19 protein-coding genes are annotated in these 19,904 nt (G+C 63.3%); 18 read left to right on the top strand and 1 reads right to left on the bottom strand.

Features of this window, described 5'->3' with window-relative positions:
• Nucleotides 1–15: 15 nt before the first annotated feature.
• Entirely contained in the window at nucleotides 16–663 is a 648-nt protein-coding gene (locus JG739_RS27600) for a TetR/AcrR family transcriptional regulator (protein ID WP_202364280.1), read from the bottom strand.
• A gap of 107 nt (nucleotides 664–770) precedes the next feature.
• On the opposite strand from JG739_RS27600, the gene JG739_RS27595 reads away from it, so the two are divergent.
• The 18 genes from JG739_RS27595 (at nucleotide 771) to nuoG (ending at nucleotide 19,886) form a co-directional block, all read left to right on the top strand.
• Nucleotides 771–1,667, top strand: coding sequence for an NAD(P)/FAD-dependent oxidoreductase (locus JG739_RS27595; RefSeq protein WP_202364279.1), 897 nt, complete (start codon nucleotides 771–773; stop codon nucleotides 1,665–1,667).
• Nucleotides 1,668–1,688: 21 nt separating this feature from the next.
• On the top strand, nucleotides 1,689–2,162 hold the full coding sequence (locus JG739_RS27590; protein WP_202364278.1) for a methyltransferase family protein: 474 nt from the start codon (nucleotides 1,689–1,691) through the stop codon (nucleotides 2,160–2,162).
• 269 nt (nucleotides 2,163–2,431) lie between these two features.
• Nucleotides 2,432–3,631, top strand: coding sequence for an IS256 family transposase (locus tag JG739_RS27585; protein WP_202362577.1), 1,200 nt, complete (start codon nucleotides 2,432–2,434; stop codon nucleotides 3,629–3,631).
• 1,112 nt (nucleotides 3,632–4,743) lie between these two features.
• The gene (locus tag JG739_RS27580) at nucleotides 4,744–5,175 is read left to right on the top strand and encodes a CBS domain-containing protein (protein WP_202364277.1); all 432 of its coding nucleotides are present in this window, start codon (nucleotides 4,744–4,746) and stop codon (nucleotides 5,173–5,175) included.
• Nucleotides 5,176–5,461: 286 nt separating this feature from the next.
• Nucleotides 5,462–5,962 carry an NADH-quinone oxidoreductase subunit J family protein gene (locus JG739_RS27575; protein WP_202364276.1) on the top strand — a complete coding sequence of 167 codons (501 nt, stop codon included), beginning with the start codon at nucleotides 5,462–5,464 and terminating at the stop codon, nucleotides 5,960–5,962.
• Nucleotides 5,962–6,264, top strand: a complete 303-nt coding sequence (gene nuoK, locus JG739_RS27570) for an NADH-quinone oxidoreductase subunit NuoK (RefSeq protein WP_023800378.1) — start codon at nucleotides 5,962–5,964, stop codon at nucleotides 6,262–6,264. Before JG739_RS27575 ends, nuoK begins: the two co-directional genes overlap by 1 nt.
• Nucleotides 6,265–6,268: 4 nt before the next feature.
• Nucleotides 6,269–7,732 carry a monovalent cation/H+ antiporter subunit D family protein gene (locus JG739_RS27565; protein WP_202364275.1) on the top strand — a complete coding sequence of 488 codons (1,464 nt, stop codon included), beginning with the start codon at nucleotides 6,269–6,271 and terminating at the stop codon, nucleotides 7,730–7,732.
• Nucleotides 7,729–7,983 (top strand): hypothetical protein, encoded by a 255-nt coding sequence (locus tag JG739_RS27560; RefSeq protein WP_202364274.1) that lies wholly within the window; start codon nucleotides 7,729–7,731, stop codon nucleotides 7,981–7,983. The genes JG739_RS27565 and JG739_RS27560 overlap by 4 nt, the downstream gene beginning before the upstream one ends.
• A complete protein-coding gene (locus JG739_RS27555; RefSeq protein WP_202364273.1) occupies nucleotides 7,976–9,736 on the top strand; it encodes a Na(+)/H(+) antiporter subunit D in 1,761 nt (586 codons plus the stop codon). Before JG739_RS27560 ends, JG739_RS27555 begins: the two co-directional genes overlap by 8 nt.
• A 7-nt stretch (nucleotides 9,737–9,743) precedes the next feature.
• Complete coding sequence (locus JG739_RS27550; protein WP_202364272.1) at nucleotides 9,744–11,219, top strand: NADH-quinone oxidoreductase subunit M; 1,476 nt, start codon at nucleotides 9,744–9,746, stop codon at nucleotides 11,217–11,219.
• Entirely contained in the window at nucleotides 11,216–12,655 is a 1,440-nt protein-coding gene (locus JG739_RS27545; protein ID WP_202364271.1) for an NADH-quinone oxidoreductase subunit N, read from the top strand. Before JG739_RS27550 ends, JG739_RS27545 begins: the two co-directional genes overlap by 4 nt.
• Before the next feature lie 153 nt (nucleotides 12,656–12,808).
• A complete protein-coding gene (locus JG739_RS27540) occupies nucleotides 12,809–13,174 on the top strand; it encodes an NADH-quinone oxidoreductase subunit A (RefSeq protein ID WP_065007022.1) in 366 nt (121 codons plus the stop codon).
• Nucleotides 13,162–13,665, top strand: coding sequence for a NuoB/complex I 20 kDa subunit family protein (locus tag JG739_RS27535; RefSeq protein ID WP_065007023.1), 504 nt, complete (start codon nucleotides 13,162–13,164; stop codon nucleotides 13,663–13,665). The genes JG739_RS27540 and JG739_RS27535 overlap by 13 nt, the downstream gene beginning before the upstream one ends.
• Nucleotides 13,662–14,198: an NADH-quinone oxidoreductase subunit C gene (locus tag JG739_RS27530; protein ID WP_128179632.1), complete on the top strand. Its 537-nt coding sequence runs from the start codon at nucleotides 13,662–13,664 to the stop codon at nucleotides 14,196–14,198. The genes JG739_RS27535 and JG739_RS27530 overlap by 4 nt, the downstream gene beginning before the upstream one ends.
• Before the next feature lie 28 nt (nucleotides 14,199–14,226).
• Nucleotides 14,227–15,441, top strand: coding sequence for an NADH dehydrogenase (quinone) subunit D (gene nuoD, locus JG739_RS27525; protein ID WP_202364270.1), 1,215 nt, complete (start codon nucleotides 14,227–14,229; stop codon nucleotides 15,439–15,441).
• 16 nt (nucleotides 15,442–15,457) lie between these two features.
• Nucleotides 15,458–15,970: an NADH-quinone oxidoreductase subunit NuoE gene (locus tag JG739_RS27520; protein ID WP_202364269.1), complete on the top strand. Its 513-nt coding sequence runs from the start codon at nucleotides 15,458–15,460 to the stop codon at nucleotides 15,968–15,970.
• 5 nt (nucleotides 15,971–15,975) lie between these two features.
• Nucleotides 15,976–17,241 (top strand): NADH-quinone oxidoreductase subunit NuoF, encoded by a 1,266-nt coding sequence (gene nuoF / locus JG739_RS27515; RefSeq protein WP_202364268.1) that lies wholly within the window; start codon nucleotides 15,976–15,978, stop codon nucleotides 17,239–17,241.
• A 32-nt stretch (nucleotides 17,242–17,273) separates the two neighbouring features.
• Nucleotides 17,274–19,886 carry an NADH-quinone oxidoreductase subunit NuoG gene (gene nuoG, locus JG739_RS27510; RefSeq protein WP_202364267.1) on the top strand — a complete coding sequence of 871 codons (2,613 nt, stop codon included), beginning with the start codon at nucleotides 17,274–17,276 and terminating at the stop codon, nucleotides 19,884–19,886.
• The last annotated feature ends 18 nt before the right edge of the window (nucleotides 19,887–19,904 follow it).

Below are 19,904 nucleotides of genomic sequence, written 5' to 3'. Positions count from 1 at the left end.
CGAGCAATCAAATGCTTATCCGCCCGCGTGGTCGTTGCCACCGTGCGCGGCGATGAACATGGCGACGGCCGACCGGCAATAGGATTCGATTTCGTTGTCGTCCTCTGCTCTCGCCTGATCGAAGCGTGCGATAATCAGGAGATCGGATCCTTTGAAAAGCGCGGCAAACAAGCGGGCAGACCGGAGAGGATCGGGCACGTTCAGAACCGCCTTCGCGTGCAACTGACGCAACAGGGCCTCGATTTGGGCGATGATGTGGGCGGGGCCGGCTTCGTAATGGAGCTTGCTCAACGCCTGTTGATTCGTCCTGTCGGTCATGACCATGGCTTCGACACTGCGGACGCCCGGGCGCAACAGCGTGCGAAGCAGGGATGATCCCACCGCCATGAGCTGATCTTCGGCCGAACCGCCGACGCCTTCAAAAAGGGCCTGTGGTACAAACTGATGGCAGCGGGCCGCAAAGGCCGCGCTGAACAGCGCCTCCTTGTTCTCGAAGTGCCTGTAGATGCTGAGCTTGGATATCTTCGCCCGCTGGGCGACCATGTCCAATGTCGTCGCTTGAAAACCCAGTTCCGCAAAGAGTTCGCCCGCGGCGTCGACTATCGTTTGGCCAAGCGCCTCGTTGGCGGGCCGGCCGCGCCGGCCCTGGCTAATTTCGGTCACGACAATTCCAGTCCTTGACAGTATCCTATTTCTTGAATTACGATACCACGCAGTGTCTAAAATATGCAAGGCAGGCCCAGCCTAACCACAACACGGAGCCCACCACCATGGATGACGTCATCATCATCGGCGGCAGCTTTGCCGGTCTCGCCGCCGCCTTGCAGCTCGGCCGTGCCCGCCGCAAAGTCACCGTTCTCGATACCGGCCTGCCGCGCAATCGCTTCGCCGGCCACTCGCATGGTCTGCTCGGCCACGATCACAAGCCACCGCTGGACATCCTGGCCGAGGCGCGGCAGCAGCTGGCGCGTTATCCCACGATCAGGCTGGTCAATGCCCGGGCCGACAGCGTCTCCGGCGCCATCGACGATTTCTCCGTACTCACTGCCGATGGCGCAAGCCTTGGCGCGCGCCGCCTGATCCTGAGCTATGGCGTCGCCGACCAGATGCCTGATGTTCCGGGCTTTGCCGAAGGCTGGGGCACCTCCATCGTGCCCTGCCCCTATTGCGACGGCTTTGAAGTCGCCGGCCAGCATTGGGGCCTCGTCTGGTCCGGCCGGCAGTCGCACAATCAGGTCAGGCTGTTCCACGATTGGACCGACAGGTTGACGGTCTTCGCCGATGGTCACGACATTCCGCCCGATATCCGGGCCGATCTGACGCGCCGCAACACACCTGTCGTCGATGGCCGGATCATCGAGATCGCCCATCACGGGGGCCATAACGCCACCGTCAAGCTCGATACCGGCACAAATGTCGCGGTCGACATCCTGTTCGCGCATCCGCGCAACAAGCCGTCCGCAAACCTCCATGAAACACTGGGCCTCGCCACGGTCGATACGCCCCTCGGCATCATCCTCAAGGTCGACGAGCGCCGCGAAACCAGCATGCCCGGCATCTACGCCGCCGGCGACCTCGCCAACCCCCTTACGCCGCCATCGGTCACCCTGGCATCATCGCACGGCGCGATGGCGGGTATCTTCGCCCAGCAGTCGATGCTGGTTTGAGAGCAGAGATTGGAGAGGAGCATGGCCGTCGAACCGGACAGCGCGGGTGTGCGCTTCCCTCCGCCCTTCGTCTATCTGGGAGCGCTGCTGTTGGGGCTGGCGGCGGAGCGGTTCGTCACCCTGCGCTCTTTCGGCATCGACTGGCGGTTGCTGGTCGCGACGGGCGCGCTGCTGTTCGTTGCCGGCGCGGCGATGATCCTTGCGGCGGCGGGGCTGTTCCGGCGGCTGGGCACCAACGTTCCGCCGTCGCAGCCAACGACCCTCATCGCAACGACCGGTCCTTATCGGTGGACCCGCAATGCCATGTATCTCGGCATGGCGCTTACCTATGCCGGCCTTGCGATCGGCTTCGACGGGCCGATCGCCTTCGCCTTGCTCCCGTTGGTGCTGATCGCGATCCAGACGCAGGTGATCGCCCGCGAGGAGCGCTATCTCGAAGCGAAGTTCGGCGACGACTACCGCCGCTACAAGGCCGAGGTTCGCCGCTGGCTCTGACTATTCCGCCGCTGCCGCCTGCGGGGCCTTCTGATAAACCAGCACCGGCTTCCTTGCCGCGAGCTATCATATTCTGAAGGTTGCGGGCCGGTGTCACGGAACGCGGGCCCCCTCTCCCCTGAGGGGCGTCTTTGGCCGGTCAGCCGGATAGTGTTCTGAAGGTTCTGCAAAAAGCTCTGGAGAGAGAACAGCCCTTACTCTGAGGCGAGGGGCGGCCATGGCACGCTGGTGACGTTGCGATCACCGATTCCCGTGGAAGGGTAAGTGCCATGACCAAGCGAGAGGTTAGACTGAGCAGAGGCGAGTTGAAAGCGTTGCTGTTGTCGGATGAGGACGGCTTCCGCAGAGTTTTGCAGACTGTGGTGCAGGAGGCTTTGGAAGCCGAGATGACGGAGGCGATCGGGGCCGAGAAAGGCGAGCGGACGACGGAGCGGGTTGGTTACCGGTCCGGCTATTACGAACGCAAGCTTGTGACGCGGGTTGGCGTGCTGGAACTTCGGGTTCCGCAAGATCGGGCCGGCCGGTTCTCGACGGAGTTGTTTGAGCGTTACCAGCGCTCGGAGAAGGCACTGGTATCGGCGCTGGTCGAGATGTACGTGCAAGGCGTGTCGACGCGCAAGGTGAAGGCGATCACCGAGGATCTGTGCGGCCATTCCTTCTCGGCCTCGACGGTAAGCCAGGCGACGGCGCGGCTGGATGAGGCGCTGAAGGCGTTCTTTGAGCAGCGGCTTGCCGAACCTTACCCGTACCTCATTCTGGACGCGCGCTACGAGCGGGCGCGCGAGGCCGGCGTGATCGCCAGCCAGGCCGTCTTGGTGGCGATCGGCGTCGACTGGGAAGGCCGGCGCCAGGTGCTCGGTGTCGAGCTGGCCAACCGTGAAAGCCATTCGAGCTGGCGCGCGTTCGTGGCAGGGCTCAAGCAGCGCGGGCTCGCCGGCGTCGAGTTTGTCGTCTCCGACGACCATCCGGGGCTCAGGGCAGCGATCCGCGAAGTCCTGCCCGAGGCAGTCTGGCAGCGCTGTTACGTGCACTTCCTCAGAAACGCGCTCGATTATGTGCCGCGCAAGGTCGATGACGACTGCCTGATGGAGCTCAGATGGTTCTATGACCGGCGCGACCTCGCCGAGGTCAAGCGCGACCTGGCGCAGTGGATCGCCAAATGGCAGGCCAAATACCCGAAGCTGGTGGATTGGGTGGAGAACAACATCGAGGAGACGCTGAGCTTCTATCGGCTGCCGCTGCCGCATCACAAGCACATGAAGTCGACGAACATGCTGGAGCGGCTGAACCAGGAGATCAAGCGGCGCACCCTGGTCGTTCGCATCTTCCCCAACCCGCAGAGCTGTTTGCGGCTGGTTCGGGCATTGGCGGTGGAGATCCACGAGAACTGGCTCGAGGCGACCCGCTACCTCAACATGGATCATCTGCGCGAGCACAAGAAGGAGAACCTGAGGGCACTGGCCGCCTGACGCGGCCGCCATGTCCGCCGCTCCGCTAAACACGGGGGCTGCGCGGCGGACACGCCAACGTCACCGCTGAATGCCACGCCATTTTTGCAGAACTTGACGCACACAACTGTCAGCCGTCTCGAAGGGGCAGTTGAGCAAAACGATTCCTAGGCTCAGGCCGGTCCGCAAACGGTCCCAAAAGACCCACAGGCTTTCTACAGGTTATTCAACCTCGCCCGGCCCCCCTGCGGGAAGAAATTCAGCAAGTGGAGGGCGCGACATTGCACCTTGAACCGTGCTGTTGGCCCTCGGAGCGGGTGGGTCTTGAGGTGTCCAGTTTATGCTGCGGGGAGTGTCCAGTTTGCACTGAGTGGGAGTGACGGGAAGACCTAATAAATTCGGCGAAGCGGCTGTTTTTGACTAGATTAGCGCGGATCCTCGGCTGTCCGGAAGATCATCTGCCGCACATGATCAATGACGATCCTGATCGTCTTGTCACACTAACGCCCGCCATAGTGATTCCACTGCTCACTCGATCGACCCGGATGTTTACCACCAAGGTTTCGCGTCCGACGATGTGATGTCGCCCGGCATATTCTTCTGTTTCGAGGGCCAGCCCTGGAGCAGGCGCTGAACAAATGCAAGACCGCCAGATTCATCACCTTTCAGTGCTCAACCGGTAGAAGCGGACGACGGGTCTCACCCTCGCTGAGTGATATCGCTCTGAAGAGCGAAAGTTCGATCCTCGCGCCGCTTACCAAAATCGTCGCACGCGACGCTGAACGGCACCTGCGCGCCGCCTGGGGTTCAGGGACGCCTGCAAGAAATAGACGAGAGCGGCATGCGTTTGGAGGGAACCAGGCATGCGCCCCTGAGCCCGACGGAATTGGCTTCCGCGGAATCCGTGACGGCGCTCTCGGCTGGTCGATGAGCATCGGCGACGGCACGGCGACCCCTGTAGCAGGCGGCGGTTTGTGTGAGCCAATCATGAAGGCCTACCGCCAGGAAGCACTGGCGCCTGGGCACGCAGGTCGGACTTGAAATATGAAGGCGCGCGGCGCACGATGGCGCAGAAATGCACCGAGAGGGAGATGGGGCGGAGGGCTGGAGCGTAGCAGCGCTTGGAGGAAGCCATGAACGTCAAATCGATTCTCGAGGACAAGGGTCGAGCCGTCGAGACGATCGGCCCGAACGAGACGCTCGCCGTGGCGATCAACAGGCTCGCCGAACACAGGATCGGCGCACTGGTCGTTACCAATAGTGATCGCAAGGTGGTCGGCATCGTGTCCGAGCGCGACGTCGTCTGCGCCTTGGACAAGCATGGGGCTGCGGCGCTGGAGCAGAGTGTCCGTCACGCAATGACCGCCAAGGTCAAGCTCTGCACCGAGAACCACACGATCAACCAGGTCATGGAGATCATGACCACAGGCCGCTTCCGCCACCTGCCCGTGGTGAAGAACGGCCAACTGGACGGCATCGTTTCGATCGGCGACGTGGTGAAGAAGCGCATCGAGGAGGTCGAGCACGAGGCCGAAGAGATTATTCACTACATCTGGGCGGGGTAAGCTCGCCAAGGCCCGCCATCTGGCCGCGACGTCCTTTTTTCAGGTTTTCAGGGTTTCTGATCCCCTGCCGAACCTCCTTCGGCAGCCTGAATAACGGATAAGCAGGCTGCGGGATCGCACACCGTATCAGATTACTGAGACTTGGGCATAACGTAGCGCCAAACCATGTAATCTTGAGAAACATCCGATACTAGGGCACAATTTGTAGACGCATCTGAAGTGCGCAGCTATCTCAAACTCGGCCGTCTTGCGCCGAGTGACAGGTCGCGGCGGAGGGTTGGCGTCGATGGATCAGGCGTTCTTTCTTCTGTTCGCTGCGGCGTCCGTGATCACGGCACTGACCGTGGTCCTGGCGCGGAATCCGGTTCACAGCGCATTGGCGCTGATGGCGTGTTTCCTGCAGATCTCGGCAATCTTCGTCTTGCTCGAGGCACCGTTGCTCGCTGTCATCCAGATCTTCGTCTATGTCGGCGCAATCATGGTCCTGTTCCTGTTCGTGATCATGATGATCGATGTGCGCGAAGCGGTGTTGCAGCGGTTCTTGCCGGGCGGCAACCTGCCGGCTCTGGTGCTGCTCGTCCTGCTTGGGGCCGAGATGCTTGTACTGGTGCTCTGGAGCGACCGCTTTTCGGTCACGGAGCCCGTCGCGATGCGCGGCGGCGATCAGATCAGGCAGCTCAGCACGACACTTTTCGCCGACTATCTCCTACCGTTTGAAGCCGCCTCCGTGATCCTGCTGGCGGCCCTGGTCGGCGCCATCGTGCTGGCGCGGAAGGAGCAGGGGTGATGGTTCCGCTCTGGTGGTATATTTTGCTCGGAGTGGTCCTGTTCGTGATCGGAGCGGCGGGCGTGCTGCTCAGGCGCAACATCCTGGTCGTGCTGATGTCGCTGGAGTTGCTGCTCAACTCGGTCAACATCAATTTCATCGCTTTCGGGCGTTACTACGACGATTTCCGCGGGCAGATCTTCGCGATCTTCGTCATCGCAATCACCGCGGCGGAGGTTGCGGTCGCCCTCGGGATTCTGGTCGCCCTCGTGAGGAACAAGTCCACCCTCAAGGTCGACGACGTGACCATGATGAAAGGATAGCGGCTTGGACCCGGTGATATCGATCCGGCCGCTGCTTGCCGTCGCCGTCGCAGGCCTGGCGGCCCTTGCAGTTCTCCTTCTGAACAACCGCGAGAAACCCCGCGATCTCGTCTCGCCCTTAGCCGCGATCGCCATGTTCGCAATTGTCGCCTCGATGGCACCCACGGTGCTGGCCGGCGGGACGGTCGATTTGCGCCTGTTCGAGATTCTGCCGGGGATCGACTTCGCTTTCCGGGTCGATGCGCTCGGCATGGTGTTTGCCACCGTCTCGTCGCTCTTGTGGATCGTGGCGGCGATCTATTCCATCGGTTACATGCGCCACTTGAACGAGCACGCGCAGACCCGGTTCTTCGCTTGCTTTGCGACCAGCCTCGCGGCGGCCGTCGGGGGCGCCTTCGCCGCCAATCTGTTCACGCTGGTGATCTTCTACGAGGTGCTCAGCCTCGTTACCTATCCGCTCGTCTATCACCACGAGGACGAAGAGGGATGGACGGGTAGCCGCAAGTATCTCGTCTATTTGATGGGCGCGTCGAAAAGCGTGCTTCTCGCCGCGCTGGCGCTGACCTACCATCTGGCGGGGTCGCTCGACTTCGTGCCAGGCGGGCTGCTGGCCGGGGTCGATGCCTCGCCGGCGCTGATGACCGTGGTCTACTTCTGCTATCTGTTCGGCTTCGCCAAGGCCGCGGTGATGCCGATGCACGCCTGGCTGCCTGCCGCTATGGTCGCGCCGACACCGGTCAGCGCACTCTTGCATGCGGTGGCCGTGGTCAAGATGGGCGTGTTCTGCGTGCTGCGGGTGGTGTTCCATGTCTTCGGCACGGGGCTGGTGGACGGGCTGGGGCTCGGCATCGCAACGGCCTATCTGGTCTCGTTCACCATCCTGATGGCGTCCATCTACGCCCTGACGCGGGACGACCTGAAGGCGCGGCTCGCCTATTCGACGGTCAGCCAACTCTCCTACATCGTTCTGGGCGCGGTCCTGCTGTCGCCGGTCGCGATGGTCGGCGGGATCATCCACATTGCGGCGCATGCGTTCTCCAAGATCACGCTCTTTTTCTGCGCCGGGTCGATCTATTGCGCGTCCGGCAAGCGGAACATCAGCGACATGGCCGGCATCGGCCGCAGGCTGCCCTGGACGATGGGCGCGTTCTTCGTGGCCTCACTCAGCATGATCGGGGTACCGCCGACCGCGGGCTTCGTCAGCAAGTGGTATCTGGCGCTGGGCTCGGTGGAGGCGGGGGAGATTGCGTTCCTGATCGTGCTCTTGGTGAGTTCGGTCCTGAACGCCGCCTACTTCCTGCCGGTCAGCTATGTCGCTTTTTTCGGGACGGAGACACAGGAAAGTCCGGCGACGGTCCGTGAAATTCCAATGGTGACGATCCCGCTGGTCGCGACCGCGATCCTGTCGGTGTCGATGGGTATTTTCCCCGGCTATTTTCTCACCCTGGCGGAAGGAGTGGTCAGATGATCAGGCGTGTCGTCGATTTCTTTGGTGAGGCGAGATACGCGGAGCAACGCCGCCGGCTGTTTTATTCGGCGCTCGTTCTGATCGTCATCGCCGATTTTCTGGTCCCCCGCGAACACGCTGAATACCTGTGGGACCGCTTGCCGGGCTGGTCGGCCGTCTATGGCTTCTTGTCCTGCGTCCTGCTGATCTTCGTCTCTAAGTTCCTTGGCCATCAGGGCGGGCTGATGCGGCATGAGGATTACTATGATTGACTTCGTCCATCCCGCCCTGCTGTTCATTCTTGGCGCCCTGCCGATCCCTTTCCTGAAAGGATCAATCCGCAAGGCCTATCTGATGCTGATCCCCGCGGTGGCGATCCTCGCCGTGCTCACCGTGCAGCCAGGCAGCTACGGCGCGGCGGAGTTCATCGGGCAGGAAATCCTGATCGCCAAGGTCGACAGACTGAGCATCGTCTTCGCCACCGTTTTCACCATCATGGCGCTGATCGGCATGGTCTACGCGCTGCACCTGACGGGCGCCGGAGAGCATGTGGCGGCGTTCGTCTATGTTGGCAGCGCGCTCGGCGTAGTGTTTGCAGGTGACTACCTGACCCTGTTCCTGTTCTGGGAAGGTATGGCGTTTGCCTCTGCCTATCTGGTCTTTGCCCAACGCGGCAATCAGGCGATCCGTGCGGGGTTCCGGTATCTCATGGTCCATATCACCGGCGGCGTCGCCCTGCTGGGTGGCGTCATTCTCCACGGGCTCGCCACCGGCTCCTTGCTCTTCGGCCCGATCGCGGGGGGGATGGGCGTCGCCGCCTACCTGATCCTTGCCGGGTTCATGCTCAACGCCGCCGTGCCGCCGCTCAACGCCTGGCTGACAGACGCCTACCCGGAGGCGACCGTCACAGGAGCGGTGTTCATGAGCGCCTTCACCACCAAGACCGCCGTCTATGTGCTGGCCCGGGCGTTTCCGGGCACCGAGCTTCTCGTTTGGCTCGGCACGGCAATGGCGCTTTACGGCGTCATCTACGCGGTGCTGGAGAACGACTGCCGTCGGCTCCTGGCCTATCACATCGTCAGCCAGGTGGGCTACATGGTGGCGGGCGTCGGCATCGGTACCGAGATGGCGGTGAACGGGGCCTCCAGCCATGCCTTCGCGCATATCCTCTACAAGGCGCTCCTGTTCATGGGTGCTGGGGCGGTGATCCACGTCACCGGGCGGCGCAAGCTCACCGAGCTCGGTGGGCTCTACAGGACCATGCCGCTGACCGTGGCGCTCTACATGGTCGGTGCCTTCGCGATCTCGGCATTTCCGTTCTTCTCGGGCTTCGTGACCAAATCGATGGTGGTGGCCGCCGCCGGACAGGATCACCGCGCGCTGGTGGTGCTGGCGCTGACGATGGCATCATCTGGGACCTTCCTGCACACTGGGCTCAAGCTCCCGTACTACATGTTCTTCGGCATGGACCGGAAGCTGGAGGCGCGGGAGCCGCCCCGCAACATGCTGGTTGCGATGGGAATGGCGGCGGTGCTGTGCATCGCGATCGGGGTGTTCCCCCAACCACTTTACGCGCTGCTGCCCCATCCAGTCGACTTCGAGCCCTACACCGGCGTCCATATCACCGAGAGCCTCGGCATACTGATGTTCACCGCATTGGGCTTCGTGCTGTTCCTCAGGGCGCTCGATCCCGAGAACACGATCAGCATCGACACCGACTGGTTCTACCGCAAAGGCGCGCGGCATTTCATGTGGCTCGCCGAAAAACCGCTGGCGCGCTACGAGAAGGCGGTGAGCGACGTGTCCGAGACCGCGGTGCTGCCCTTCCTGCACGGAACCGCGCGGGCCGGACTGCGGATCGATCTCAACGGTGTGGACGCCGTCGTGAACGGCGTCGCCCGCTCAATCCTGCGCGGTGGCGGTGTGCTGCGCAAGCTGCAGACCGGCGTCGTGACCCATTACGCGCTGGCGATGATCGTCGGTGTGATCGCAGCCATCGCCGTCTTCGCCGTGGTGTGGCGGTAGCGGTGCGATGGCGTTCCCGCTGCTTAGCCTCATCGTGTTCATGCCCGCCGCCGGGGCAGCGGTTCTGATGTTTCTCCGCAGCGACGATGCGGTGCGGTGGACGGCGCTGGGTGTCACCGTCCTCGACCTCGCTCTCTGCATCGCTATGCTGGCCGGCTTTGACACCACTACCCACGAGATGCAGTTCACCGAGACGCGCCCGTGGGTGCCCGCGCTCGGAATCACTTACGCGCTCGGCATCGACGGAATCAGCGCGCTCTTTGTATTCCTGACTGCGTTACTGGGCTGGATCTGCGTGCTCGCCTCGTGGGTCGCGATCGACCGCAAGGTGAAGGAGTTCATGGTCAGCCTGCTGGCCATGCAGGCGCTGATGCTGGGGGTGTTCTGCGCGCTCGACCTGTTCCTGTTCTACGTCTTCTGGGAGGCGATGCTGATCCCGATGTACGTGATCATCGGCGTCTGGGGTGGCGACGGCCGGGTCTATGCGGCGTTCAAATTCTTCCTCTACACGCTGGCGGGCAGCCTTCTGTTCCTGATCGGTGTCATCGTGCTCTATTTCCACGGCGGCGAGACTTTCGACATCCTCGCCCTGACGGCGCAGGATTTGCCGTTCCGGGTTCAGTCCTGGCTGTTCTTTGCCTTCCTGATCGCCTTCGCAGTCAAGGTGCCGATGGTGCCGGTCCATACCTGGCTGCCGGACGCTCATGTGCAGGCGCCGACGGCGGGCAGCATCATCCTCGCCGGAGTGCTCCTGAAGATGGGCGCCTACGGGTTCCTGCGATTCTCGCTGCCGATGCTGCCGGAGGCGTCGCTGCATTATTCGACACTAATGCTGGCCCTTTCGGCGCTTGCGATCGTCTATGGCGGGTTGCTTGCCTTGGCGCAGGACGACCTCAAGAAGCTTGTGGCCTATTCCAGCATCAGCCACATGGGTTTCGTGACGCTGGGTATTTTCACGTTGAACCTCCGCGGGCTCGAGGGCGGCATCCTGCAAATGTTCAATCATGGCGTAACGACGGGCGCGTTGTTCCTGTTCGTCGGTCTGATCTACGAGCGCACCCATACCCGCAGCATCGCGGATTATGGCGGACTGATGAAGGCGGCGCCGGTCTATACCGCATTTCTTGCGCTGTTCACCCTGTCGTCGATGGCGCTGCCGGGAACGAATTCGTTCGTGGGCGAGTTGCTGGTGCTGTCGGGCGCGTTTGCGGCCAATCTGGCTGTCGGCGCCGCCGCCGTTCTGGGTGCTCTGCTGGGCGCGGCCTACCTGCTTGGCATGTACAGGAAAGTCGCGCTCGGTCCGGCTAGCGTCGGCGCGCGGTTCAAGATACGCGACGTGAACGCCCGCGAGATGGTGGCGATCCTGCCACTGGCCGCCTTTGTGCTCTGGGTCGGGCTCTATCCGAAACCCTTTCTCGACATCATCGACGCATCGGCGAAGCATCTGCTGGCGCAGGTGCACGGCAGGGGGGACGGCCCATGACCGACGCCGCGCTCTACCAGTCGATCCTTGCGAGCCTGCCCGAGATCGTCGTGGTCACCGGCGCCTGCATCCTCCTGATCCTGGGTCAGATTGTGCCAAAGGGGTCAGGGCATTTCCTCGTCTGGGCTTCCGCTGCAACCGTGCTGGTTGCGGCCCTAGCGACATTGCTACTGGCGGGCGAGGTGCGGCCGGCCTATTCGGGCATGTTTATCGCCGACCGCTTCGCGGTCTTCTTCAAGATGGTGTTCTACCTTTCGACCATCCTGACGTTCCTCCTGTCGCGAAAATATGCCGAGATCGAGGAGATCGCGTTGAGCGAATACTATGTCCTGCTGCTCTTTGCGCTTTCCGGCATGATGATCATGGCCTCGGCAACCGATCTTCTGTCGATCTATGTCGGCCTCGAGCTGATGGCGCTCTCGACCTATGTGCTCACCGGCTTCCTCAGGAAGGAGCGGCGGTCGAACGAGGCGTCGCTGAAATACGTGGTTCTCGGCGGGGTCTCGACGGGAATCTTCCTCTACGGCGTCTCGCTGATCTACGGGATCACCGGCACGACGCAGCTGCACGGGATGGCTGCGGCGGTGACCGGCGACCCGCTCGATCCCGGATTGCTCCTGGCGGTGGTCTTCATCGTCGCGGGGCTGGTCTTCAAGGTCGGCGCGGTGCCGTTCCACATGTGGGTGCCGGACGTCTATGAAGGCGCGCCGACGACAATCACGGCCTTCATGTCGGTCGCCCCCAAGGCGGCCGGGTTCGCGGTGATCCTGCGCGTGTTCCTCAACCCGCTGGTCGCCGCTTCCGACGCCTGGATCATCGTCGCGGTGATCGCGGTGGTGACGATGGCGCTCGGCAGCTTCGTGGCGCTTGTGCAGGACAATTTCAAGCGCCTTCTCGCCTATTCCAGCATCGCCCATGCGGGCTTCGCGCTCTTCGGCGTGGTGGCGGGTGGCGCCGACGGGATTGCCGGCGTGATGCTCTACCTGCTGATCTACGCCTTCATGAATCTCGGTATCTTCGGCATCGTCATCATGATGCGGAATGGCGATTTTTCCGGCGAGGTCATCGAGGACTACGCCGGCTTCGCCAAGTCGCATCGCGGGTTGGCGCTTCTGATGCTGCTCTACCTGTTCGCGCTCGCCGGCATTCCGCCGACAGCCGGGTTCTTCGCCAAGTTCTACGTGCTGGTGGCGCTCGTCGAGCGGGGTTTCGTCACGCTGGCGGTGATCGCGGTGCTGTTGAGCGCCGTCGCCGCCTACTTCTACATCCGCATCGTCATGGTGATCTACATGCGCGAGCCGGAGCGCGCGTTCGAGCCTGCCCTGACGCCGTCCGTCCGCGCCACGCTCGCCTTGACCGCCGCCGGCACCATCGGCATCGGACTGTTTCCGGCGTGGTTTCTGAGGCTTGCCCAGAGTTCCGTGTTCGGCGGTTGACCACGATTGGATTTGCAATGAAGCGGCCAACCGAATACTCTTGGAGCTACGAAAGGATGCCCTAGTCGCTGCACGAGGGCCGCACCGCCGGCCAGAAGATTTGGTCGGTCGCAGCTTGAGCAAGCCCTCGGTGGGTGACCGGGGCAGCGTGACATGACTGGAATGGAATTCCTGCCGGTTCTCTTCATGGTCGCCGGAATTGTCCTGGTGGCCGTGGCGACGCTGTTCGTCTCCTCGCTCCTGCGCCCGTCCAACCCCTATCCCGCGAAGAACATGCCCTATGAGTGCGGTATGGACCCGGCCGGCGAGGCCGCCGGGGGCCGCTTTAGGGTGCAGTTCTTCATCCTAGCAATCCTGCTGGTGGTGTTCGACGTCGAGGCGATGTTCCTGTTTCCCTGGGCGGTCGTGCTGGAGGAGATCGGGCTCGTCGGCTATGTCGAGATGTTTGTCTTCATGCTGCTGCTCATCGTGGGCTTCGCCTACGCCTGGCTGAAAGGAGCGCTGGAATGGGAGGAATAGGCGAAACGATTCGCGACAGCGTGCTGTTCACCACCGCCGACAGCGTCATCAGCTGGAGCCGGCGGTCGGCGCTCTGGCCCGAAACCTTCGGGATTGCCTGCTGCGCCATCGAGATGATTTCGGCCGGCTGCGCCCGCTACGACCTCGACCGCTTCGGCGTGGTGTTTCGACCTTCGCCCCGCCAGTCCGACGTGATGATCATCGCCGGCACGGTGACGCGGAAGTTCGCTCCGGTCGTGCGCCGGCTCTTCGACCAGATGCCGGAGCCACGCTGGGTCATCGCCATGGGCACCTGCGCGATCTCGGGCGGGGTCTACAACACTTACGCCGTGGTGCAGGGGGCGGAGACTTTCGTGCCGGTGGACGTGCATGTGCCCGGCTGCCCGCCGCGGCCCGAGGCACTGATGCATGGCATCCTTCTGCTCCAAGAGAAGATCAAGAGGTCCCGCGCGCTGGCCGGGACGCCTCTGGACCGGGTTGTAGCCTCATGAGCGTGGAGACGTCCCTCATCCGAACCCTGATCGCGGAACGTTTCGGGGGGGAAATCGAGGAGCTTGGCTTCTCGCATGGGGTTCACGCTTTCGCCTCACCGCCTGACATGATCGTCGAGCTCTGCCAATTCCTGAAGGGCCATCCGACGCTGCGGTTCGATTTCCTGTCCGACATCTGCGGGGTCGACCATTATCCCGAAACGCTGCGCTACGAGGCGGTGTACCACCTCTATTCGCTGCCGAACAAATGGCGCGTTCGGATCAAATGCCGCCTCGGCGATCCGCCGCGGGTCCCGTCGGTGACGGGAGTCTGGCGGACCGCCAACTGGCACGAGCGCGAGGCTTGGGACATGTATGGCATCCGGTTCGAGGGCCATCCCGACCTGCGCCGAATCTACATGTGGGAAGGCTTCGAGGGCTTTCCGCAGCGCAAGGACTTTCCGCTCCGGGGCTACAAGGACACGCTGAACCCGTTTGGCGCGGAAGGCCCGCCGCCGACGCAGCCCGATCTCGCCACCAAGGACATTCCATAAGGGAGGCCGTTCGACGCCGGGAAGTGAGATGACCGAAGTCACGGAACTGAGCAGGCCGGCAGGTGAAGCGCTCGACACAAAGGAGGTGCTTCTCAACCTCGGCCCGCAGCATCCCAGCACGCATGGGGTGCTGCGGCTCGTCCTTCAGTTGGATGGCGAGTATGTCGCGCGCGTGGACCCACACATCGGCTACCTCCACCGCGGCACCGAAAAGCTGGCCGAGAGCTTCACTTACACCCAGATTTTTCCGCTAACCGACCGGCTCGACTACCTCTGCCCGCCCTCGAACAACCTCGCTTTCGCGCTAGCGGTGGAGAAGCTCCTGGGCATCGAAGCGCCAATTCGCGCGCAATATATCCGCGTGCTGATGGCCGAACTCGCGCGGATCTCCGGTCACCTCCTGATCACCGGCGCGTTGCCGATGGACCTGGGCGCCATGACCGCGTTGCTTTACGCCATGCGCGAGCGTGAAATGATCATGGACCTGTTGGAGATGGTCAGCGGGGCGCGGATGCACACCTCCTTCTGCCGCGTCGGGGGTGTGCGCGAGGACCTGCCCGGCGGGTTCTTCCCCAAGATCAGGGAGTTCTGCGGCATCTTCCCGAACCGGATCCGCGACTATGAACGGCTGGTCGAGAACAACCGGGTGTTCCTGAAGCGCACGCAGGGGATCGGCGTGATCTCAGCCGAGGACGGTATCGACCTTGGCCTGAGTGGCCCGAACCTGCGGGCCTCGGGCGTCGACTGGGACATCCGCCGCGACGAGCCTTATGAGATTTACGACCGGCTGGCTTTCAACGTCATTACCCGCGATGAGGGCGATTGCTACGCGCGCTGGCGATGCCGCGTCGAGGAGATGCGCGAGAGCGTCCGGATCATCGAACAGTGCCTCGACCAGATGCCCGAGGGGCCGTTCCAGATCGACATGCCGACAATCGCTTTCCCGGTGGACAAGGACAAAGTGCACTGCTCGATGGAGGCGCTGATCCAGCATTTCGACCTCTCGGCCTATGGCTTCAAGGTACCGAAGGGCGAGGTCTATTCGGCGATCGAGGCGCCAAAGGGCGAACTCGGGTTCTACATCATCAGCGACGGGTCGCAAAAACCGTTCCGGATGAAAGTGCGGGCGCCGTCATTCGTCAACCTTCAGGGAGTATTCGGGGTCAGCAATGCCCGCTACCTGGCGGACATGATCGCCGTGCTGGGCAGCCTCGACCCTGTGATGGCCGAGGTAGACAAGTAGCAGGGGATTTGACGCGATGAACATGCGCGAAAAGATCGAGGCGGCGGCGGCGCGGTATCCCGACCGGCGCTCGGCGATCATGCCCGCGCTTCTGATCGCGCAGAAGGAACATGGCCACCTGCCCGGCCCGGTGTTGGAAGAGGTCTCCGACATCCTCGGTGTCGAGCGGGTCTGGGTCTACGAATTGGCGACCTTCTACACCCTCTTCCACACCGAGCCGGTGGGCCTGTTCCACCTGCAACTCTGCGACAACCTCTCCTGCATGCTGCGCCGATCCGAGGATCTGCTGAGGCATCTGGAGACTGTGCTGGGGATCGAAAAGGGCGGCACGATCCCGGACGGGCTGTTCACGCTTTCGACCGTCGAATGCCTCGGCGCTTGCGAGATGGCCCCGGTGATGCAGGTCGGCGACGACTATCACGGCGACCTCGACATTGCGCGGATCGACGCGCTCTTGGACAGGCTGCGCGCGGCGGCGGGGCAAACGACGGGCGCCGAACTCGCCGCCGCAGGACCGCCGGGTGAGTAGCCGCCATGTTCGAACCGGTCCTTCTCAGAAACATGGACGTGCCGGATGGCCATCTGCTTTCGAGCTATGAGGCCGGCGGCGGCTACCAGGCGCTGGCGAAGGCGCTGCGCGAGCACACGCCCGAGGAGATCATCGACCTCGTCAAGCAATCGAACCTGCGCGGTCGCGGCGGCGCCGGATTCCCGACCGGGTTGAAATGGAGCTTCGTGCCGAAACGGGCCGACAAGCCGAAATACCTGTGCTGCAACGCCGATGAGGGCGAGCCCGGCACGTTCAAGGACCGGATCATCATGGAGCGTGATCCGCACCAACTGATCGAGGGCATGGTGATCAGCGCCTACGCGATCGGGGCGGAAACCGCCTATGTCTACATCCGCGGGGAATACGTGCTGGCGATCCACCGGCTGAAGCAGGCGATCGCCGAGGCCCATGCGAAGGGTTATCTGGGAACACGGATTCTGGGCTCGGATTTTAATTTCGTCGTGCACATCCATTGCGGCGCCGGCGCATATATCTGCGGCGAGGAGACGGCGATGCTCGACTCGCTCGAAGGCAAGCGGGCGCAGCCCCGTCTGAAACCGCCATTTCCGGCGGTCGCGGGGCTCTACGCCAGCCCGACCGTGATCAACAATGTCGAGACGCTGGTCTGCGTGCCGCATATCGTGGCGCGGGGGCCGGACTGGTTTCGCAGCATCGGCCCTGACAAGAGCCCCGGTCCGAAGCTTTATTGCCTCAGCGGGCACGTGCGGAACCCGGGCCTTTACGAACTGCCGATGGGCATATCGCTGCGTGAACTGGTCGAGGACCGCGCCGGCGGGCCGCCGCCGGGCCGCAGGATCAAGGCGGTGATCCCCGGCGGGGTCTCGGCGCCGCTGATCCCGGAGCGCGCCCTGGATGTCGGGATGGACTTCGACTCGCTGGCTGCGGTCGGCTCGATGCTTGGCTCGGCCGGAGTGATCGTGATCGACGACTCGACCTGCATGGTCAAGGTCGCCACCCGGATCATCGAGTTCTTCCACCACGAGTCCTGCGGGAAATGCACGCCTTGCCGCGAAGGGCTGAACTGGGTGGTGAAAGTGCTGCGCCGGGTCGAGGCAGGGCAGGGCGCGCCGGACGATCTGGAACAGCTGGAAGCGCTCTGCAAGGGCATTTTCGGCAACACGTTCTGCGCTCTGGGCGACGGCGCGGCTATGGGGCTGCGGGCGGCACTGGCGCATTTCGAGCATGAATTCGTCGCCCATATCGAGGAGGGCAGGTGCTCGTTTCATTAAGGAGCGCGCAGGGAGAAGGCCGCAAGAAAGTCATGGTTAGCGTCACGATCGATGAACAAACGCTGGAAGTGGACGCAGGCTCTACGGTGCTGCAGGCTGCCGAGCGTTTGGGCATCGAGATCCCGACCTTCTGCTATCTGAAGCGGCTGCCGGCGCTGGCCTCCTGCCGCATGTGCCTAGTGGAGATCGAAGGGCAGCGGCGGCTGCAGCCTTCCTGCGCCACCGCGGTCACCGACGGCATGGTGGTGCGGACTAACACGCCGCTGATCGACGAAACGCGCTCTTCCATGCTCGACATGCTGCTTGCCAACCACCCCCTCGACTGCCCGATCTGTGACAAGGGCGGCGAGTGCGAGCTTCAGGACATGGTGATGGCATACGGGCCCCGGGAAAGCCGATTCCGCGATGCCAAACGTGTGTTCCACTCCGAGGATATCCGTCTAAGCCCCGTCATCATCATGAACGTCAACCGCTGCATCCAGTGCCAGCGCTGCGTCCGGATGTGCGAGGACGTGGTCGGAGCGGTCGCCTTGGGCACCATCGAAAAAGGCATGGATACCGCCGTCACCGGCTTCGAGGGCAGTCTCGCGAGTTGCGACCAGTGCGGCAATTGCGTCGAGGTCTGCCCGGTCGGCGCGCTGATGAGCTTCCCCTATCGCTACAAGGCACGGCCCTGGGATCTGGTCGAGACCGACACGGTCTGCCCGCATTGCGGCACCGGCTGCCAGCTCACCGTCGGCGCGCGCAAGGGCGAGTTCATGCGGGTCCGCTCGAAGTGGGAGCATGGCGTCAATCGCGAAACGCTCTGCGTGCGGGGGCGCTTCGGCCTCGACTTCGTCGGGAGCCGGGACCGGATCAAGCGGCCGATGATCCGTCGTGACGGCGCACTGGTTCCGGTTTCCTGGGACGAAGCCGGGGACTACCTGCGCCGGCGCCTGTCGGCCGTCGAGAGCAAGGCTGCGGGCGGGCTGGCCTCGCCGCGCCTGCCCAACGAGGTGCTTTATCAGTTCCAGAAGCTGATGCGGACGGTATTCCGGACCAACAACATTGACTGCTCGTCGCGCTGGTCCACGCCCTTCGAGACGCTCGGCCCGTTGGTGGCGGGCTTCTACAGCCGCGCGCCGCTGGAGGAGGTGATCGGCAACGACTGCGTGCTTGTCGTCGGTGGCAATGTGACCGACGAGAACCCGGTCACTGAATACCTGCTGCGAGACGCGGCGCGGCGGAGGCAGACCAGGTTGCTCATGCTCTCGGCGAGGCCATCCCGGCTGGACACCGATGCCCGAGCAGTCTTTCGTGTTGCTCCGGGCGCTGAGGCTGCGGCCCTTGCCGCAGTGGTGGCCGGTCTCGTGGCGGCGGCCGGCCAAGCCTTGCCGAGCGAGGTTCTTGCGGACGTCGGCGCGACAACCGGCTGGGCACCAGCGACTACCGGCAGCGACGGGCCGGACCATCTAGCCGCTGCGCTGCTGGACGGCGGGAGCGTCGCTGTGCTTGTCAGCGCCGACCTCCTGAGGCTTTCCGAAGCGCGCGCAACGCTGCAGCAGCTCACCAACCTGCTGCGGGTTCTCCGCGTGATCGGCAAGGGCCCGGCGATGCAGTTCCTCTTCGACCGAGCCAACCAGCTGGGCGCCTGGGACATGGGGGTTCTGCCGGCGGCCCTGCCGGGGCTGCACCCGGTCGGCGATCACGCGGCGCGCACAGCTCTCATACGGGCCTGGGGCGCCGAAATTCCGCCTGAGCCGGGCGCGGATCTCGACGCAATGCTGGCGCTTTGTGACAAGGGGCGGGTAGGCGCGCTTTATATCGTCGGAAGCGACCCCCTGATGACCTATCCCGACCGGGGATTCGTCAAGCGGGCGCTTGATGCCACCGATCTCCTGATCGTGCAGGACACCTTCCTCACCGATACCGTGGGTCTGGCCGATGTCGTCCTGCCTGCGGCGGGTTATGGAGAGGAATCCGGCACCTTTACCAACAACGAGGGCCGGATCCAGGCGGTCCGCAAGTTCCGCGAACCCGCCTTCGAGGCGCGGGGCAATCTGGCGATCTTGGACTTCGTCGCAGCGCTCCGCAACCAGGCAATGCAGCCGTCGATGCAAGGCGAAATCTTCCGCGAGATTGCCCGACTGGTTCCGGCCTACCAAGGGCTGACGCAGGACGGGCTTGGCGCTGACGGAGCATTCACCACGGCGGACCCGACGCCGCCGGCTGGCGAGTTCTTCGCCCCTCCGCCTAACCCGAATGCGGCCGACCGGCTCATGTTGGTCACCGGCAACTGCCTGTTCCACAATGGATATCTTTCCGAACGCTCGGAGATCCTAAATACGGTGGCGGATGACCCATATGTTGAGATGAGCGCGTGGGACGCCGCGCAGCTTGGCCTTTCGGATCGCGATCAGGTTATCGTACGATCCACCCAGGGCGAACTGAGGGCGCAGCTCAAGGTCAATAGGCATTTTCCCGGGGGGCTCGTGTTCGTGCCGGAAAACTATAGAGACCTGCGTCTCAACAGCCTTATGCGGCGGGGCGAATACCCTTGTCCGGTGGAGGTTCAAAAGGCGCGTGCTGCCTTCGCCACCGGAGTCGAGGTGCGCCCTGAAAGTCGCGGCCGAGGCATTGCCGAGCTTCCGGGCAGTTCACTCTAATCGGCTCCCCCGGGTTTG

This window comes from Mesorhizobium sp. L-2-11 (genome assembly GCF_016756595.1).
In the GTDB taxonomy this organism is placed as follows: domain Bacteria; phylum Pseudomonadota; class Alphaproteobacteria; order Rhizobiales; family Rhizobiaceae; genus Mesorhizobium.
The sequence above is the reverse complement of the archived record's forward strand: the minus strand, read 5'-3'. Positions and strand labels throughout refer to the sequence as shown.

What these genes read in the sequence shown, in the direction of transcription:
- JG739_RS27595 (WP_202364279.1), top strand. Translation starts at nt 771, where the DNA reads ATGGATGACGTCATCATCATCGGCGGCAGCTTTGCCGGTCTCGCCGCC.
- JG739_RS27590 (WP_202364278.1), top strand. Translation starts at nt 1,689, where the DNA reads ATGGCCGTCGAACCGGACAGCGCGGGTGTGCGCTTCCCTCCGCCCTTC.
- JG739_RS27585 (WP_202362577.1), top strand. Translation starts at nt 2,432, where the DNA reads ATGACCAAGCGAGAGGTTAGACTGAGCAGAGGCGAGTTGAAAGCGTTG.
- JG739_RS27580 (WP_202364277.1), top strand. Translation starts at nt 4,744, where the DNA reads ATGAACGTCAAATCGATTCTCGAGGACAAGGGTCGAGCCGTCGAGACG.
- JG739_RS27575 (WP_202364276.1), top strand. Translation starts at nt 5,462, where the DNA reads ATGGATCAGGCGTTCTTTCTTCTGTTCGCTGCGGCGTCCGTGATCACG.
- nuoK (WP_023800378.1), top strand. Translation starts at nt 5,962, where the DNA reads ATGGTTCCGCTCTGGTGGTATATTTTGCTCGGAGTGGTCCTGTTCGTG.
- JG739_RS27560 (WP_202364274.1), top strand. Translation starts at nt 7,729, where the DNA reads ATGATCAGGCGTGTCGTCGATTTCTTTGGTGAGGCGAGATACGCGGAG.
- JG739_RS27555 (WP_202364273.1), top strand. Translation starts at nt 7,976, where the DNA reads ATGATTGACTTCGTCCATCCCGCCCTGCTGTTCATTCTTGGCGCCCTG.
- JG739_RS27550 (WP_202364272.1), top strand. Translation starts at nt 9,744, where the DNA reads ATGGCGTTCCCGCTGCTTAGCCTCATCGTGTTCATGCCCGCCGCCGGG.
- JG739_RS27545 (WP_202364271.1), top strand. Translation starts at nt 11,216, where the DNA reads ATGACCGACGCCGCGCTCTACCAGTCGATCCTTGCGAGCCTGCCCGAG.
- JG739_RS27540 (WP_065007022.1), top strand. Translation starts at nt 12,809, where the DNA reads ATGACTGGAATGGAATTCCTGCCGGTTCTCTTCATGGTCGCCGGAATT.
- JG739_RS27535 (WP_065007023.1), top strand. Translation starts at nt 13,162, where the DNA reads ATGGGAGGAATAGGCGAAACGATTCGCGACAGCGTGCTGTTCACCACC.
- JG739_RS27530 (WP_128179632.1), top strand. Translation starts at nt 13,662, where the DNA reads ATGAGCGTGGAGACGTCCCTCATCCGAACCCTGATCGCGGAACGTTTC.
- nuoD (WP_202364270.1), top strand. Translation starts at nt 14,227, where the DNA reads ATGACCGAAGTCACGGAACTGAGCAGGCCGGCAGGTGAAGCGCTCGAC.
- JG739_RS27520 (WP_202364269.1), top strand. Translation starts at nt 15,458, where the DNA reads ATGAACATGCGCGAAAAGATCGAGGCGGCGGCGGCGCGGTATCCCGAC.
- nuoF (WP_202364268.1), top strand. Translation starts at nt 15,976, where the DNA reads ATGTTCGAACCGGTCCTTCTCAGAAACATGGACGTGCCGGATGGCCAT.
- nuoG (WP_202364267.1), top strand. Translation starts at nt 17,274, where the DNA reads ATGGTTAGCGTCACGATCGATGAACAAACGCTGGAAGTGGACGCAGGC.